Here is a 17608-nt window from a genome sequence, read left to right on the forward strand (position 1 = left end):
TATGCCAAAAATCATATTGAAATGCCAGTATTTAAAAAATGAGAAGGCTCATCTGGGGCATCTGGTCCGTTACATTGCCACACGGGAGGGCGTGGAACCAGTCAGGGATACCCATGAACATTTACCAGCAACAGTGAGACAGAAGCAGTTGATAAAAGAGATTCTGGAAGCAGCACCGGAAGCAGCCGGGTCTTATGAATATCAGGACTTCCTGCAGTCGCCAACAAGGGGATATGCATCTGAATTCATTTCGACTTCCATCGAACAGAACATGGACCTGATTGCGAAGAAAGAAAACTATGTGGACTATATCGCAAACCGTCCGGGAGTGGAGAAGGTGGGGATGCATGGTCTGTTTACGGATGCGGGCATACCAGTCGTGCTATCAAGGGTACAGGAAGAGGTCGCAGGCCATGAAGGCAATGTCTGGACCTTCATCCTTTCCATGCGGAGAGAGGATGCCGGACGTTTGGGATATGATGACGTAAAGAGCTGGGAAGCACTCCTGCGCAGTAAACGGATGCAGATGGCGGAGGCCATGAAAATACCTCCAGATGAATTGGTATGGTATGCGGCCTTTCATAACGAGGGGCATCACCCACATGCCCATATCATTGCATACTCTGCGGACCCCAGAAAAGGCTTCCTGACGGAGAAGGGGATTGAACAGATGAGAGCTATGTATGCCAGAGATTTTTTTCAGCAGGATATGTACGAGCTGTATCAGGAACAGACTCTACAGAGGAAAGCATTGGTAAATGCCAGTGAGGTTTCACTAAAGTCGTTGTATGGGCAGGTAAAAGATGCATGGGACGGGAACACAGGACTGGAACAGCTGATGGTACAGTTAGCAGGGAGCCTGAAGCAGACAAAAGGCAGAAAGGTGTATGGTTATCTGCCGCCGAGGGTGAAACATCAGGTAGACCAGATTGCCGATGCGTTATCCTTGAATCCTGTGGTAGCTGAATGCTATGAGAAATGGTATCGTTCCAGGTCGGAAATCCTGCACACTTATACAGACCAGACACCAGTACTGCCACCGCTTTCAGCACAGAAGGAATTTAAACAAATCAAAAATATAATCATACGGGAAACCATGCAATTAGAGCAGGACAGAGCATGGACTGCGGAAGAACCGATGGACGAGACGGCGCAGTTGATTGTGGAACATAAGGAAAGCAATCTGAATGAGCCTGTATATCCGGAAAGTTACATGACAGCAGGAGAAATGGTCTATGGGATGGAACACAAAGGGGATGGCTATGCTGAGTGGACAGATGGATACCAACGGGCCAGGTCTGTTCTATATGAAACGTATGGTGGGCAGCCGGATTTTGAGACGGCCTATCAGGCCATGTTAGTGGAAGCCAAAAAGGGAAATGCATTTGCAATGTGCGACCTTGGACAGATGCAGTACCATGGAAGAGGATGCGAACCGGACCCAGAAATATCATGGTCATGGTATGCGCAGGCTCTCCACATTTTTATGAGTGTTGAGGAGGTGAGGGAATCTGATTATATAGAATACCGGATTGGATATATGTATGAGAACGGGCAGGGGATTAGGCAGAATTATGCGGAGGCCGCCGAATGGTATCATCAGTCTGCTATGAAAGGAAACCATTACGCATTATATTCTCTGGGAATGCTGTATCAACGGGGGCAGGGCATGGGCCAGGACTTTGAAAAGGCAGCCATTCTCTTGAAGAAATCCATGATGAATGGAAATCCATATGCGGCCTGGGAATATGGCAGGATGCTACGGGACGGAATCGGGACAGAGAAAAATGAGGAGGAGGCGAACCGGATTTTTCAGAAGGCATTTTCCGGTTTTCAGTTACTTGCACAAAACCAAATGGATGATAACCTTATGTACTGTATTGGGAAGATGTATCAGGATGGAATCGGGACCAGTAAGGACAAGGGAAAGGCAGTCCAGTACCTCCGGAAGGCCATTGAATTCGGGCATACCCATGCAATGTGTGCATTAGCGGATATCTATATACAGTCAGGAACACCGGAAGAAATTCAGCGGGGAATCCAATTGTTAGAGCGAAGTGCGTCACTCGGCAGTTCCAATGCAGAGTACAGGTTGGGGAAGATGTATCAGGAGGAACTGTATATAGAAAAGAACCTGGGGGCGTCTGTTTATTGGCTGAACCTTAGTGCGGGCCATGGGAACCAGTATGCGCAGTATCTAATGGGGAAGACATACCTTTACGAACAGGCAGTCAGAGATGAGGAAAGCGGTATCTTCTGGCTGCAAAAAAGTGCAGCTCAGGGCAATCCATATGCAGTGTATCTTTTGGAACATAAAGATGTGCGGGGAAGGTTACAACTCCAATCAGGAATCATCCGCCTGTTCCATCATCTGTCCACGATATTTGAAGTTCAGGAAAAAAAGAATCATGACAAGACACAGGAATGGATTGACCGCAAGAGAAGACGGAGACTTAAGGAAAAGAAGATGGCCCAGGGAATCCATGGATAGCAGGAGGCGATACGATTGGAGTATGTTGCTTTCACGGAAGAAGAAAAAGAACGGGCGGGAGCTGTGAACCTGGTGGAATTCCTAAAACGCCAGGGAGAGGAACTGGAACCATCCGGAAGCGAATGGCGCTGGAAACGGCATGACAGTGTGACCATGCGTGATAATACATGGTATCGGCATAGTTGTAAGTATGGGGGGGCACCTGTCCAGTTCCTGCAGGAATTTTATGACATGACGTATGTTGAGGCGATGAAATGCCTGCTGGAGGGAAATCACCCGGCGGTTATCCGTGGAGTTGGAGCCACTGGCCCACAGGCAAGAAGCAGGAAAAAATTTCAATTACCGGAACGAAATCAGAATGAGAAACGTGCCCTGGCCTATCTTTCCAGGACACGTTTCATTGATTATGGGACACTTGTGTCCTTTGTTGAGAAGGGAGCCATTTATGAAGAACAAAGACGGCATAACGTAGTGTTCGTGGGCTTTGACAATCAGGGAAATGCATGTCATGCCCACATGAAAGGAACCTATACAAACGGCGAAAGTTTCCGCCTTAATGTGGAAGGTTCAGACCCCGCGTATGGATTCGGTCATTGCGGGGAAGGGCCAAGGCTGTATGTGTTTGAAGCCGCCATTGACCTTCTGTCGTTTTTGACTCTTTATCCGCTTAAGTGGCAGCAGCAAAGTTATATCTGTCTTGATGGGCTGTCCGAACATGCATTACTTCAGATGCTTTACAGCCACGCACACTTACAGGAGGTCATTCTTTGTATGGACCATGACCCGGCGGGAATAGAGGGGTGTTATAGGCTGAAAGAAATCCTGGCAGGATTAGGATATAATAAGGTATCCCGTCTGGCATCCAGGAATAAGGACTGGAATGAAGACCTGATGGAGATGCATGGGATTAAGCCCGTTCCAGCCAGGGAACATCCACGGCTGGTACATTGCATGAAACTGTGTGTATGGCTGAAGAAACTTGAGAATCAAACATGTACCAGTGAGGAAGCCATAAAGCAGATTTACGATTCTTACCATCACCTGAGTATGGCCATAAAACGGCAGGAGACATATAAGGAAGACCATGGAGAAGAAATACACATGTGTCTGGAGGATATGTCTGCTGCCGGATTCCGGATTTTAATGGAAATGCATAGGAAGGAACAGTCATCCTATACCAGGGAACAGCTTGCTAACCAGCTTTTTATTTCCTATCAGCCACACCGGGACCGAGGAAAGATGCGGGCCAAATGGAAGGAACTGGAGATGATTATCAGTACTCTCAAGCAATCTGAAATACAGTCCGTATGCTTTGAACGCATGGAAACAGTTAAGGATTGTTACAGAGAACTAATCCTGGCCTGTCTGAAGCTGCACATCCAGATTACCGTGACAGCAGAAGAACAGAGGCTGGAGATTGATAGGAAGTTGTCAGAGACATGCATATGTACTAAGGCACAGGAGGTGTAACAGGATGAATGGTTCTGGTGTGACATTGCTTATCCTCACAGGGCTTTTCATGTTTGTGGTGATTGGCGGGATTGCGATGATATCGTGCCATTATACATTGGATGGGATAAAAAGCAGGACAGTAGGGGATGGGCAGCACGGGACTGCCCGTTTTGCTACAAAGCAGGAGATACGTAGGACATTCACCCACGTGGAATACCTTCCAAAGGAGTGGCGTAGGGGAATCGGATTGCCGGAAGCTCAGGGGCTGATTGTGGGAGGAGTATTCAAAGGAAACAGGGTGAAGGCACTGGTTGATGCGGACGATGTCCATACGCTCATGATTGGTTCAGCCGGGGTAGGAAAAACCGCGTATTTCCTTTATCCGAACATCGAATATGCATGTGCATCGGGGATGTCATTTTTGACAACGGACACGAAAGGTGATTTGTTTCGCAATTATGCAGGCATTGCCAGAAAATATTATGGATATGAAGTTGCGGTGATTGACCTAAGGAACCCAACCAGGAGCGATGGTAATAACCTGCTGCATCTGGTCAACCAGTATATGGATATGTACCAGAAGGATAGTGGTAACCTGGCAGCCAAGGCCAAGGCAGAGAAATATGCCAAGATTACCTCAAAGACCATTATCAATTCCAGCGGAGGGGATTCTGCTTCCTATGGACAGAATGCCTTCTTCTATGATGCCGCAGAAGGACTCCTGACAGCAGTCATCCTTTTGATAGCAGAATATTGTCCTCCTGAAAAGCGCCACATCATATCGGTATTCAAACTGATTCAGGACCTGCTGGCACCAAGCGGCGTGAAAGGAAAGAATCAGTTCCAACTGCTGATGGAAAAGCTGCAGTCAGACCATAAGGCGAGATGGTTTGCGGGTTCCGCCCTTAATACGGCGGACCAGGCCATGGCATCCGTCATGTCCACGGCGTTATCCCGCCTCAATGCGTTTCTGGATTCAGAGCTGGAGCAGATTCTGTGTTTTGATACAGCCATTGATGCTGAACGGTTCTGCAACACAAAATCAGCCATATTTATTGTCCTGCCGGAAGAGGATACAACCAAGTATTTCATGGCCTCTCTGATTGTGCAGCAGCTATACCGGGAGCTTCTGGCGGTAGCGGATGAACAGGGAGGAAAGCTAAGGAACCGTGTCATGTTTTACCTGGATGAGATAGGGACCATCCCCAAAATTGAATCGCTGGAGATGGCCTTCAGTGCTGTTAGGTCCAGACGGTGTTCCATTGTGGCCATCATACAGAGTTTCGCGCAGCTCCAAAAAAACTATGGAAAAGAAGGGAGTGAAATCATCATTGATAATTGCCAGGACAGTGTTTTTGGCGGGTTTGCACCCAACTCAGAATCCGCGGAATTGTTATCAAAGCATATGGGCAACAGGACTGTCCTGTCCGGATATATAAGCCGAGGAAGGAATGACCCGTCCCAAAGCCTTCAGATGATTTCACGTCCGCTCATGACATCGGATGAAATCAAGACTCTGAAAAAAGGAACATTCATTGTGACAAAGACAGGGGCGCATCCAATGCAGGCAACCTTGAAGCTGTTTCTAAAATGGGGAATTACATTTGAAGAGCCGTATGAATTGCAGGAGCGGGCTGCTCGGAAAGTGAGCTATGCAGACAAACAGGAGTTGGAGAGGGAAATCGTTAACCGGCAGTTATCGGTTGATTTACTTATGCCAGAGGATATGACTGGATTAGACGAAAAAGGTTTAGTCGACATGCCTGTTAAAAGAGAACATGCAAGGCCAGGCATCATTGGAGGGAAAATGCCTGTCCGTGTAGATTAGGGATGGGGGTGAGGAATGGGATATTTCCGGAAATTATATCAGTCGGGATTACCACACCGTGCTATCAGCGTTTATATGTATCTAAAGGACCGGACCGATAAGAATGGGACCTGTTATCCCTCAATAGGAACCATAGCAAAAGAACTTGCTTTATCGCGGAATACGGTAAAACGAGGGATTGATGATTTAATAAAAGCCGGATTCATACAAAAGGAAACAAGATTACGGGACAATGGAGGGAGAAGTTCGAATCTGTATTGGCTATTAAAATAAATATGAATGTTACGCCAGGGGAGAAGTCTGTCTATTATGTGGGCCATCCCCTGGTCCGTGATGGGCTGGCAGGAAGTACCCATTTTAACAGTATGGCAGAGTAGAAAGCATACTTGATATACAAGGATGAGGAAAGATGACTATTGTCCGCTATAAAAGACTCCTCCGATTCCAGATGACTGTAGATGGCCTCAATTTCTGTTAAGAGTTTCCTGGCTGCAGTTGGATTCTTCAACCTGGACACCAGATAGTCAATGATACGACCTAACAGTTCAACCGCCCGGTCCGTTATTTGAAGTTTATAATCCATAGTTCCCCTTCAGCTCATCAAGAGACGCCCTGGCATCCTGTGTCCGCCCTGCTTTTATCTGGCCTTCGGATTGTTCCAGATTGCGGTAAAGGCTGGTTTTCCAAATAGTTTTCTCATATGTCTCCATGCTCATGATTACCATGTCCCCATAACCATTCTTGGTGATGAAGATGGGTTCTTCGGATACATGGCATAAATCGGAAATATCTGAGGTGTTTTTTAAATCTTTAATTGGTATAATCTGTGGCATTAACTCACCTCCTGGCCTAAATATGGTTTAATTATACCATTATAATTTCACGAAATCAAATAATAATCCAAGAATCAATAAAATTTAAAATTCTTTCTGAGAAACTGGTTATCACTGGCCCTGTTTTTTGGCTCTTATATATAGAGGGGTATTTTTTTCATCAGTATTCTGAACGCATATTACCACGAAAATAAATATTCCGCAGGAAGTCTGTACATTGAAAATTTCATATCCAGCCAATCAGTTACGTTGGCTACCCGGACGCGAGGAGCGGAAGCGACATGAGGGGAGCGCAATGACTGCCTGCGGAATTATATTCTGTCAGATGACCTGTGATGTGTTTTTTGCGGTTTAAGGCAAGAGCGGCAAATTCCTGTCTCAAAATCAATCCACAGCGGATTGAATCACCATGAACCCGGATAGCTCATAATGATACTTCCGTCCAGTCACAGCCCCCTTGACCGGGGACCACGCAATGAGGGCGGCCGCCGGAGAACCTGGCGGAGGTGGGATTCCTATGATGCCTGTTAGCTGCAGGCAGGCGGGTTGGCTGCCCTGTCCAGATGTAATAGTGGACAAGCTTCGGGGAGTAGTGTCGAATAGAAGCGAATCAATAGATTGCAAAGAAGGTGATTTCAATGTCAGATTACGCAGCCGTCTGTTTTTGGACGGCTGTGTGGGTGTGGTATTGAAATGACATGTATGAAAGGAATGAGTATATGAACGAAGAGTTGATGGAACGTCTGATTCAAGGAGAGGGTGTCAAGGTCTATCTCAATACAAAAGAGAATAACAAAGAATATTGGTTAATCAATACGCCAGAGAATATTGCCAGATTTATCGCATCACATCAGTTCAGCGCCAGAAATATGACGTTCACTACAATGGCGGACCAGTTCATTCTGGATACCATGGGCGGATTTATCAATCAGTGTGTGGACAAGCAGTTGTTGGACCAGCTGCTGCCTATATTACGCCCGTTACAGACTTTGAATTGTTGTGTCGGGGAGATCCAGGCTATTGATGCAGATGAAATATATGATTATATGGAAGCAAGGGAACGTGAGGGGCTGTTAATGTGAAAGAAAGAGGAGGAGATATGTATGTTATGCAGGGGAGATATTTACTATGCAGATTTAAGCCCCATAGTAGGTTGCGAACAAGGGGGAGTGCGGCCGGTGCTCATTATCCAGAACAATGTTGAGGACCGCTATAGTCCAACGGTAATTGTGGCGACAGTCACAAGCCGGATGGAGAAACATCCATTGCCGACCCATGCGTTTATCAGCAGAATATATGGTTTACAGAAGAATTCAATCATTATGTTGGAACAAATTCGTACGATTGATAAAACTAGGCTGTTGGAGTACATAGGACATCTGGATTATAGAGATATGAGGGCAGTTGATGTCTCATTAAGAATTAGTCTGGATGTGGAATGGAAATTTGAGAGGAAATATTTAGAGGAGAGGCAAGAGCAAGGTTTAGTACTGGCTTAATTGATATGGCTATGCCGATAATCTTCTCTAAATGGCATATGTCGTACCAGTGGAAAAGGATTTGTCCTATTTCATGCCATATGAAGGTTCCTTTAGAAAGTTGTGGGCATCTATTCTCATCAGAAGTCCGTTCACTAAGCTTAATGGGTTTACGACCTTTTTGAAGGAACTGAACTAGCATATTATATTTGACAATAGATGGGTATTTGATATCTATATCAAACAACAAATAATGTATGAAGATATATAATAAAACACTAGATATTGGTGATGGGATTCGGCATTGTGATTTTGAATTCCGGTCAGGTAATGGAAATTTCAATGTGAAAGTACATAAGAGAAGTTCCCAAGGATGCGAATGGCCGGTATCCTGAAATAGGATACTGGGTTATGCAGGAGGTCCATAAGATAAGTTAGTGTTTTTTGAGGTGGAGTTTATTAAAGGGCTTTAGTATAAATATAACATTACTATAGTAAATTCTAGAATGTCACATAGATTTTCATTAGATTTATAATTTTTGGGTGAAAAAGCTATTTTATAATGAAAGTAATCTCTTAGCAGAATTTGATAGAAAATGGGATATGGATTTTGTTTGTGGTCTGTTATATAATGAGTATAGATGGTAAAAAAGTAGATAGGTGGTTGATAATATATAAACTGAACCAATGGAGGCAGAAGTGGACCTTGGCAGTGATGAAGGTATGATAGAGTTTGACAGTGTAAAATATTAAAGATTTTATAATGGAATTGTCAAGGTATTGGATTTGCTTGCCATATAGGAAAATATTATTTAAGAGATAGAAGAAAGTATAGATAAAGCTCCTGTTTTGTAGGGGCTTTATTCATACATAAAGGAGATTTTTATGAGAGAGCGCGAAATAAAAGAAGAGGTTATTCGATATATTGATGATAAAAACTACAATTATGCATTACTAATTGATGGTGAGTGGGGAAGTGGAAAGACATATTTTATTACACATGACATAAAAAGTGTTATAGAAAATCATGAACAAGAAGGTGAAAATAGGACTTTTAAATATATTTCGTTATATGGTATAAAATCAACCGATGAGATGGAGGAGAGTATTTTCTGGTCGATACTTGATGAAAATATATTTAAATTTAAGGATAAAATAGAGGGTAAGATATCTTCATCTATGGCAAATAGAGAAAAGACAAGTAAAGTAAATCCGGTTTTAACTACTACAAAGAAAATCATTGGAACAGCGATTCAAAAGTTAGAATTAGGATACAAATCTTATGAATATATTCAAGATTTTATCCGCTTAGATAGATACATATTTATATTTGATGATGTAGAGAGAAGTGAATGTCAAATTAATGATTTGATGGGTTACATCAATGGGCTGGTTGAGCATGAGAACGTTAAGGTTATTTTAGTCGCAAATGAAAAGGAAATAGGGAGATATGAACGTAATGAATTTAAAGAATTACAATATTTAGTCGCATCTGATGCTAAAATTCAAATTCCGATGGAAAGTATTTTCAACAAAGTAGCGAAAACGGATAAAGAAAAAGAAGATAAGTTTAATATTGAAGAGGTGGAAAGAAGAAGAAAAAAGATTTTTTCAGATATTGCATTTGATGGTAATTATAAGCGAATCAGAGAAAAACTAATTGGTATTACAATCCATTATGAGCCGGATTTTTCTGAGATTATGCATAAGTTAATAAATAGAAGTAATTTGGATATAGAATTAAAGAAGAAACTTGATGAGAATGTTAAGTCTTTTGTTGATGAGCTAAAAGATAAACATCACTATAATTTAAGAACATTTCAGTTTTTTCTTTCGAAGATGGATTATATTTATAGTGAATTTAATAGATATAAAGATATAGAGTCGAAATACTGGGACAGAATTCTGGATTTTTTAATAGAAAATTGTTTTATACTCTGCATCGCGTATAAAGGAAATATTCAAGAGCCAGAGGATGAGCTGGGTAAAATTATGTATAGAAGAAGGCTTATTTTACATTCCGTGGATAATTATGTAAGAAATAGCGTTTTTGCAGAGGATGAATTTAGAAAAGAGCTTAAACAGTACATTGATATTGAAGTAAAAAATAAATTGGATGATGACGACCCCTATAGCCTACTGTATAATCAATATTATATACAGCCGCAAAGTTGGGTACAGGAAAAGATTAATGAAATCCTGGATAAATTAGAGCTTGACATGTATCAGGTCAGTATTTATGGTAAAATATTAATTCAATTAATTTCAATGGTGGAAATAGGATTTGATTCAGCAATTGTAAAAAGGGCGACCGATTTAATGATAAATAATGTGAAGGACAAAGAAAATCAAAGCCATATTTCTACTGAATTTATGATAGAGGATAAAAAAATCATAGTCAAATGCAAGGAAATTGTTTTTAGAATTAATAGTTCGTTAGAAGGGGCTAGAGAAAAAACTATGCGGCAGACTATTGAAAAAATATTAGATGATAAAGAAGAATGGGGAGAAAAATTAAAAAGATATATAGAGTCTGTGGAATATGAGAAACAGAATCAAACGACATTTTTCAACAAAGTAGATGTAAAAAGATGGGAGGATAGTATAATACATTCTAATCCTAAAAACATACAACGTTTTAGAGAATGTTTGAGCGTGTTATATCCAGATAATGTGTATTGGGTTTATCGAAAGGATGATATGCCAGTTATTAAGGAAATAATTCAGAAAATTAAATTTTGTGCACAAAAAGATTTAATAATGAAAATGCAAGTATCTTGGCTGGTTGAACAGTTAGAGAATATTTATCAGAATTACATGGAGCGTGAGGAAGACTAGAAGAAAGGATAAGTTTTAAATTATTTCTGAGTAAGAGTAGTTAATAATATAGGTCATATGAATAGAAAAAGCAGAAAAATTGGAAGTATTAAAATCGAAAAACTTAATGAAGCCCCAAGAATAAATTCAGAGTTGAAAATGTAGATTGAGGAACATCCGACAGAATTTGGATATAATATTAATATAGAGTTGTGGTATTTGCTTGCTAAACTGAGGCCATATAGGGAGAATGGGTGAACCATGGAATTTACAGTCATGTATAAGGATGAACCAGTAGCAGTTGTAAGATTGTCGGAAGATAAGAAGAAGGTGGAAATCCAAAAATTGATTCCGGATTGTATTAGGCAACCATTTTGTGGTAACAAATTAGATTTAGAGCGGGTTTATAATTTCTTGAAGGACAGATGCTATGAGGATGGACGTAGTGACCTTAAGGAGATACTCAATCAGGCGGGTCTTGCTTATAATAATCCATGGAAATGGATGAAAATTACACACGGAGTAACATACGAAGATTTGTTTTGGATTCGGTTTCCTGGCGAGACGATAACATGGAAGGATGTGAAAGTGAGATGAGTGTAAAAGAATACAAGTTGAGTCCACAGGCATTGGTGATGGTACAGGGGAGTTCAAAAGGAACGCAGCCCAAGTATTATGAGAGTGGATATTGGTATAAAGTAAATAATTTGGGATATGAAGGATACTCGGAATACCTCGTTTCAAGGTTACTTGAGTGCTCCAATGTTGATAGTTATGTCCAATATGAACAATGCGTGATTAATGGTAGAGCAGGATGCCGTTCTAAAAGTTTTATTGGAGAGAACGAATCATTTCTAAGTTTTCAGAGACTATATGATTTGATTACTGGAGAAAGTCTACAGGAAAGAATTCGTTTAATTTCAGAGGTGGCAGACCGAATTGGATTTGTAAGAGAGTTTGTATTAGAAAATACAGGGTGGGATTGTTCGACATATTTATCACAAATACTGACCCTGGATATGCTTACTTTAAATACAGATAGGCATTTTAATAATCTAGGACTAATTGTGGATGCATCGACAGGAGTTTATAAGGTTGCGCCTATTTTTGATAATGGAAATTCGCTTCTAAGTGACTGGGACCGTTTCGACGAAGAAACAATGGAAGATAATCTTGAAAAAGTATATGGCCAGCCATTTTCGGCAAGTTTAGAGATGCAGGCTTATGAGGCAGGAATTGGATTAAGGATTGATTATCGAAAATTGAAATCAATCTTAGAGAATGAACCTGATTCCAGGGGGATGAAAGTGCTAAAGTATCAACTGAAACGTTATCACAATATTATTCCGGATTATAAAATGAAGAAGGAAAATAAGTTTGTACAAGATGCTCCAGTACTGAAATTTTAGGTGTGCCAGTGAATCAGTAAAACAGATTGGTTTATCAAAACCGCTTTATGGCATTCTATTGTAGGAATGCCATTTTTCTTGGTCCAAGAATTGATAGAGTGTAAGCGTCAAATCCTGCGCTTACCTATAAATTAACGCCGCTAACAGATATCAGCGGCGTGGTTTTCTGCATTCAGCTGGTAACTCTTTTGCCCATGGCAATAAGTGGTTTAGCTTCGCAGTATCTATATTTCCTTTTTCGTCACAGAGTTTGGGAAGCTCTGTGAGTAAATGCTTAAAATAATAATAAGGTCTCAGGTTATTGAGCTTTGCGGTTTCCGAAATACTGTAGATGACAGCGCTTGCCTGCGCTCCCTGAATGGAATCGTGAAACATCCAGTTCTTTTTACCAATACAGAAAGTTCTGATTGAACGTTCACTTAGTTATTCTCATATGCGGATAAGCAAGTTTATACGCAGGATATTTTTATCCTCATCTTTTTAGAAAATACACTTAAATACAGTGGCTTTGTCATCAAAGATGAGGATAACATATTTTATCTGAGTCCGAAAATCCTTGCCAGTTCAGCTTCATTATCTGGCCAAAGTGGTTGTTCAGCGTTTAATTCTGGATTGCTGCGGTCCATGGCAGATTTAATCATCTCTAAGGATGGCTTGGCATAAATCCTTGTAGTCTGAGTGGATGCGTGTCCGAGGATTCTTGACACCAATTCAAGCTCCACATCACTTTGATAAAGATTTGTGGCTCTTGTCCTGCGGAACATATGGGGATGAACTTTAGCTGGCAGATCAGGATGCTCGGGGCGTATCTTTTCAGCATATTTGTTAATGATCCGCTTAACATTGCCTGATGACATCGGATTAGCCTGATTGTGAATACATGTATAAAACAGATAATCCGTAGCCGGTGCATCCTGATTATGAAAAAGCTTTATGTAATGCTCCAAGTGTTTTACCGTACCTTCAGAGATGGATACAATACGCTCTTTATCCCCTTTGCCATGAATCCTGAGATATGGTGTAGTGTTTTTAAGATTTACATCGGTTAGCTTTAGGACCAGCAGTTCACCCAGCCTTATTGCTGAATCGTACAGTAATACAAGAATGGTAGTATCGCGTATCTCAATCTTGCGGTTGCCGGGGGCTGAAAGGAGAGCTTTTAAGCATTCTTCTGATAACAGGGCTTTTTCCTTTTCTGGATTTTTCAGAAAAGGAACACGGGATACCATTAGTGCTGTCTGCTGTTGGGTAATGTCACCATCAGCAACATACCACATATACGACTTTATGGCTGCCAAACGCTGATTACAGGAAGATTTTTCATAACCCTCTTTCTGCAGATACTCCATAAATCCAAGAAGGAAGTCCCGCGAGCAGTCCTGGAAACCAAATGTCCTAAGGGACAACCCCAGCATCGAAATGTATTTACGAAATACAGTCAGTGCATCCCGGTACGCTTTTACTGTGTGGGGGCTGCGACTGCACTGCTTTGTGAGGTACTCATCAAGGAAATCCCTTGTTTTGGAGAAAAACAGCTTTTCAAAGTCTTTATTCTTCATGCTGCACCTCCGGAATCACGCGGGATGTGATGGTATCTTTACGCCGGATTGTATCAAACGCATCCTGAACCAGATGGTAATAATAATACGATTCCAGCGGTCCTTTATGACCCAGATAGCTGCTGAGATAAGGCATCATTACCCGGAGGCTGGCATCCGACTCCATCCAGAGATTTATCCTTTTAATTACAAAAGCATGGCGCAGGCAATGTACAGTTGGTTTTTTATCGCACGTCTGGGAAGCTTGTGTGAATCTCCAAAACTCGTTAAACTTCCGGTCAACCGATGTTTTCGGGATACATTTATCCGGATATTTGCCGGGAAAAAACCATCCATATGTGTCTGACCGTTCTTTTCCCAGCCATTGTTTGTATTCGATGCATAACTCGCAGACATCATCAGCGAGATAAACGATACGGTCCTTATTTCCCTTTGAGTGAATAATGGTCAGTGTCCTGCTGTCAGTATCCACATCTGCCAGCCTTAAGGTACAGGCCTCATTGTTCCGGAGACCGCAGCAGTATATTAGCCGGAACAACACCTTGTATTCGGCTGCGAGACGCTCAAAAGCCTTTACCCGCGCATCTGATTTGTATAGATCAACCTGTTTGAAAAATTCCCTGATATCCTCGTCAGACATTAGGTATGGAACTGTTTTCTCAGGTCTTGGCAGCTGTGCCGGTATGTAGCTCGGTATGCCTATGGTATTCAGATGAATGCAGAAACATCTAAGTGCCTGCAGCCGGTTTGACTGCGTGGTTTTTGATTCACTTAGTTGTTTTGCAGACCATGAATCATAGAGTTCCTTTGTGATTTCGGTTTTATCTGCCTGTCTGGCTTCGCAAAACTGGTCAAAGCGGAATAACCAGTACGCAGGATTGTCAAACATAAAGCCGGCTTCTCTACGGGACTGTATATAATCACTGATTAAATCGGCAAATATACTGGAATAATTGAAATCCTTATGCATGGAAGACACCTCCTTTTAAAGAGATGCCTACGGTACCCAGCGATATAGGGCACTGCCGCATCCGTTCCTCGTCCAGCGAAAGATATTTATGCACGGTGCTGTCCGTACTGTGTCCGAGCAAGTCAGCGATTAGCTCTGCTTTCGTGTTTCCTCTTAACAGATTTGTTGCAAACGTTCTCCGCAGCACATGGTATCTATTACTGTAAGCATTCGCCTGAGGCAGGAACCGTTTTAAGGCTTTTGCACATACGCAGCGGTGAAGCCCTTTGAAAGGCGCTTTGTGCCTGATAAATACATGTATGTCGGCACTTTCTGGTCTGCCGTCACGAAGATATCTGAACAGAATGTTGCCAGTTCTCACGGGCATAGGCAGTGCGATGTTTTTGCCGGTTTTCTCCTGCGTCAGACATATGCTCCGCCTTGTCCAATCGATGTTGTCAAAACGAAGTAACACTATGTCGCTGGCTCTGAAGCCCATAGTCAATCCGACACAGACAATGGCATAATCCCGCAGTTCTACAGGTGAAAGTGTATCACTATTGACAGACCATATATAGGCCATCTCTTCCGGAGACAGTGTCTGCACAATTACTGTCCGTGGAGCCGATATAGTCGGAAGGGCTTTATACAGATAGGGATTGCAGACCATGCCCTGCTCATAAAGATATATAAGGAAACACCTTATCCTGCAGTTATAGGCTGCTTTGCCCTCAGGTGTCGTATGCATATCTTTACGGTTAAAATCTTGTAAAGTGTCCGTAGTGATTTCGCAAAAATCATTTATCCCTTCTTCTTGCAGATACTGACAGAACCGGATGCAGCAGGAACGGTGCATGGTTATGGTTGATTTTTTCCATCCCTCACGCTCAAGCAGGGTAAGATAGGAACGGATGCTGTCACATGCCCAGACAGGAAGTCTGTTAACCGGAGGAACATAAGACGGGTCACCTGTATAGGTGGTAGTAATAAGGCAGGTTTTCAGATAGTGCAGGAACTGGCACAAGCTGCGCCTGTGCTGTTTCCAACCGGTACCCAGAAAAGGTTTCACATGATTGAACCATAACCACAGGTTTTCTTCGGTGCGGCTGAAAGAATGCATATCCAGAAAAATATAGCAAAGCGTCAGGATATGTCTTGTACTTTTGAGGACGGTTTTCTTATACCGGGCATTAGCCATTTCCTTAAGAAATGTCTCTATAATCGACCAGGAAATAAACGGCAATTCAGTTTGGTTTGACCCCGGCAATTCGGTATCAGGAATCTCCACTATCTGATGGATTAGCAGCTTGTTAAGGGCAAGCGAAAAACCCAGCGAGCATTTCCCGTGGTCGGAACTGTACCTTAAAAACCCCCGTATCAAATCTTCATATACATCTTTGGAGATGGAAGATTTGTGGTAATCATCCTTGTGAAAACTCAGCAATCCAGAATAATCAAGCTGGCTAATGCTTTGGAGTCCCTTATTTTGCAGGTATAATAAAAACCTTGCACAGGAGATGCGGTAACGTCCATCATCAGGATTGACTAACCCATTGTCCAGAAAATCATCCAGTTCAGCTTTCAATGTTTCTGACAGCAGGCAGTAGGCGGATTGCCTTACTCCCAAGTGATCTGGTGATATATGCCCTTTGGTATATACCTCTTCAAGCTGGTCAACGCAATGCTTCCAGCCGGTATGCTGCCGATAGTTCCAGCAAGCTTTGTTGTCATCGATCCATCGGTATGCGGCGTCCGAAGAATAAAATATTTTTTCTTCAGTCAGATGTTTTCGCAATGCCTTATAGCAGAGCCGATGCAGACTTATCACAGATGCACTGAAGTTCTTTGCAACAAGAAATTCAAGGATGACAGTTACATTTTTGTCGTATTGTTCCATGTGGAATCACCTCCATAAATTTGATGATTCCATTATCAAGGATAAGGCTGATTATTATCCATATCTTTTATTGAAAAATACTTTGATTTATGCTATCTTTGGCAAAAGATGAGGATAAAAATATCCTGCGTATAAACTTAGTTATTCTCATATGCGGATAACTAAGTGAGAATGCAATCCGCCCATTTGTTGTAGGACGTAAGGGATGGCTGTTCAGCGACACCCCGGCAGGAGCCGAAACGAGTGCGGTCATCTATACAATGGTAGAGAACGCGAAGGCAAATGGAGTAAACGTCTACCAATACCTAAAACTATTACTGGAGAAGCAGCCGAATAACCGAATGTCCGGTGAGGAATTGGAACGCTTTGCACCGTGGAATCCAGAGGTGAAAGCCCTTCTGGATTCCCGGGTTACCGATGAACCTGAAAATGGCTGAATTCTATGTGGAATATCAAGGTGCTTCGTCTGCTATGTGTAGCCGGGGTACTTTTTGATTTGGAAGTAAAAAACTACGGCCTACCATAAGAACTACCGTCCGAAATTTAGGCGCTTACCTTTGAATGTCCGGCTGTCATGCTGGTTGCCCGGACGTACTGTATAACCCAGAATTCAGCCATATTTATCGCAGGCAGTTTCTATTGTATAGGCAAAGACCTGTTTATGTTCTCCTTTATGAAACCAGCCGCTTTTTGAATCGGTTGTGCTGCATTTCATCGTCTTTTCTTCTCTCTGACTTCCGCTAGACGGGGCGATGTTGGGCCTATTATCTCAAAGAATGATAATGATAAAAAGGTATGTGCTATTGGCGCGTTTATGGAAATGGCATCGGTAACCAAATCAATAATGGCATAAAAGGATAGTAATAATATGCAGATTAGAAAAAAATCTGTAATA

At 42.1% G+C, this 17608-nt stretch carries 14 protein-coding genes and 1 pseudogene; 10 read left to right on the forward strand and 5 right to left on the reverse strand.

Annotated elements, in window-relative coordinates:
• The first annotated feature begins 1 nt into the window (after nt 1).
• Genes mobP3 through I2H39_RS05300 form a run of 4 tightly spaced genes read left to right on the forward strand, consistent with a single transcriptional unit; the run spans nt 2 to nt 6044 of the window.
• Entirely contained in the window at nt 2-2491 is a 2490-nt protein-coding gene (gene mobP3 / locus I2H39_RS05280; protein ID WP_227147702.1) for a MobP3 family relaxase, read from the forward strand.
• A gap of 15 nt (nt 2492-2506) precedes the next feature.
• Nucleotides 2507-3961 (forward strand): DUF3991 and toprim domain-containing protein, encoded by a 1455-nt coding sequence (locus I2H39_RS05290; RefSeq protein ID WP_195626010.1) that lies wholly within the window; start codon nt 2507-2509, stop codon nt 3959-3961.
• A 4-nt stretch (nt 3962-3965) separates the two neighbouring features.
• Nucleotides 3966-5771 (forward strand): VirD4-like conjugal transfer protein, CD1115 family, encoded by a 1806-nt coding sequence (locus tag I2H39_RS05295; RefSeq protein WP_195626011.1) that lies wholly within the window; start codon nt 3966-3968, stop codon nt 5769-5771.
• 15 nt (nt 5772-5786) lie between these two features.
• Entirely contained in the window at nt 5787-6044 is a 258-nt protein-coding gene (locus tag I2H39_RS05300; RefSeq protein ID WP_195626012.1) for a helix-turn-helix domain-containing protein, read from the forward strand.
• 299 nt (nt 6045-6343) lie between these two features.
• Here the strand turns inward: I2H39_RS05300 and I2H39_RS05310 are convergent, their stop codons facing one another.
• A complete protein-coding gene (locus tag I2H39_RS05310; protein ID WP_195626014.1) occupies nt 6344-6604 on the reverse strand; it encodes a type II toxin-antitoxin system Phd/YefM family antitoxin in 261 nt (86 codons plus the stop codon).
• Between the two features lie 719 nt (nt 6605-7323).
• Here I2H39_RS05310 and I2H39_RS05315 point away from each other — a divergent pair.
• From I2H39_RS05315 to I2H39_RS05335, 5 genes are all read left to right on the forward strand, one after another.
• Nucleotides 7324-7686: a hypothetical protein gene (locus I2H39_RS05315; RefSeq protein WP_195626015.1), complete on the forward strand. Its 363-nt coding sequence runs from the start codon at nt 7324-7326 to the stop codon at nt 7684-7686.
• A 21-nt stretch (nt 7687-7707) separates the two neighbouring features.
• Entirely contained in the window at nt 7708-8103 is a 396-nt protein-coding gene (locus I2H39_RS05320) for a type II toxin-antitoxin system PemK/MazF family toxin (protein WP_195626016.1), read from the forward strand.
• Nucleotides 8104-8967: 864 nt separating this feature from the next.
• On the forward strand, nt 8968-10920 hold the full coding sequence (locus tag I2H39_RS05325) for a P-loop NTPase fold protein (protein ID WP_195626017.1): 1953 nt from the start codon (nt 8968-8970) through the stop codon (nt 10918-10920).
• Nucleotides 10921-11160: 240 nt separating this feature from the next.
• The gene (locus I2H39_RS05330; RefSeq protein WP_195626018.1) at nt 11161-11496 is read left to right on the forward strand and encodes a hypothetical protein; all 336 of its coding nucleotides are present in this window, start codon (nt 11161-11163) and stop codon (nt 11494-11496) included.
• Nucleotides 11493-12308 (forward strand): hypothetical protein, encoded by an 816-nt coding sequence (locus tag I2H39_RS05335; protein ID WP_195626019.1) that lies wholly within the window; start codon nt 11493-11495, stop codon nt 12306-12308. Before I2H39_RS05330 ends, I2H39_RS05335 begins: the two co-directional genes overlap by 4 nt.
• Nucleotides 12309-12458: 150 nt before the next feature.
• Here I2H39_RS05335 and I2H39_RS05340 read toward each other — a convergent pair whose 3' ends face one another.
• The 4 genes from I2H39_RS05340 to I2H39_RS05355 all read right to left on the reverse strand — a co-directional run bounded on the left by I2H39_RS05340 (nt 12459) and on the right by I2H39_RS05355 (nt 16713).
• The gene (locus I2H39_RS05340; RefSeq protein ID WP_227147704.1) at nt 12459-12683 is read right to left on the reverse strand and encodes a transposase domain-containing protein; all 225 of its coding nucleotides are present in this window, start codon (nt 12681-12683) and stop codon (nt 12459-12461) included.
• Between the two features lie 161 nt (nt 12684-12844).
• Entirely contained in the window at nt 12845-13867 is a 1023-nt protein-coding gene (locus I2H39_RS05345) for a tyrosine-type recombinase/integrase (RefSeq protein ID WP_195626020.1), read from the reverse strand.
• On the reverse strand, nt 13857-14837 hold the full coding sequence (locus tag I2H39_RS05350; protein ID WP_138307548.1) for a tyrosine-type recombinase/integrase: 981 nt from the start codon (nt 14835-14837) through the stop codon (nt 13857-13859). Before I2H39_RS05350 ends, I2H39_RS05345 begins: the two co-directional genes overlap by 11 nt.
• Nucleotides 14830-16713, reverse strand: coding sequence for a tyrosine-type recombinase/integrase (locus I2H39_RS05355; protein WP_195626021.1), 1884 nt, complete (start codon nt 16711-16713; stop codon nt 14830-14832). Before I2H39_RS05355 ends, I2H39_RS05350 begins: the two co-directional genes overlap by 8 nt.
• Nucleotides 16714-16874: 161 nt before the next feature.
• Between I2H39_RS05355 and I2H39_RS05360 the strand changes: the two are divergent.
• A pseudogene (locus I2H39_RS05360) lies at nt 16875-17150 on the forward strand (transposase domain-containing protein); the annotation flags it as partial.
• Between the last annotated feature and the right edge of the window lie 458 nt (nt 17151-17608).

The organism is Clostridium sp. 1001283B150225_161107_B6 (assembly GCF_015556325.1).
GTDB lineage: Bacteria > Bacillota > Clostridia > Lachnospirales > Lachnospiraceae > Enterocloster.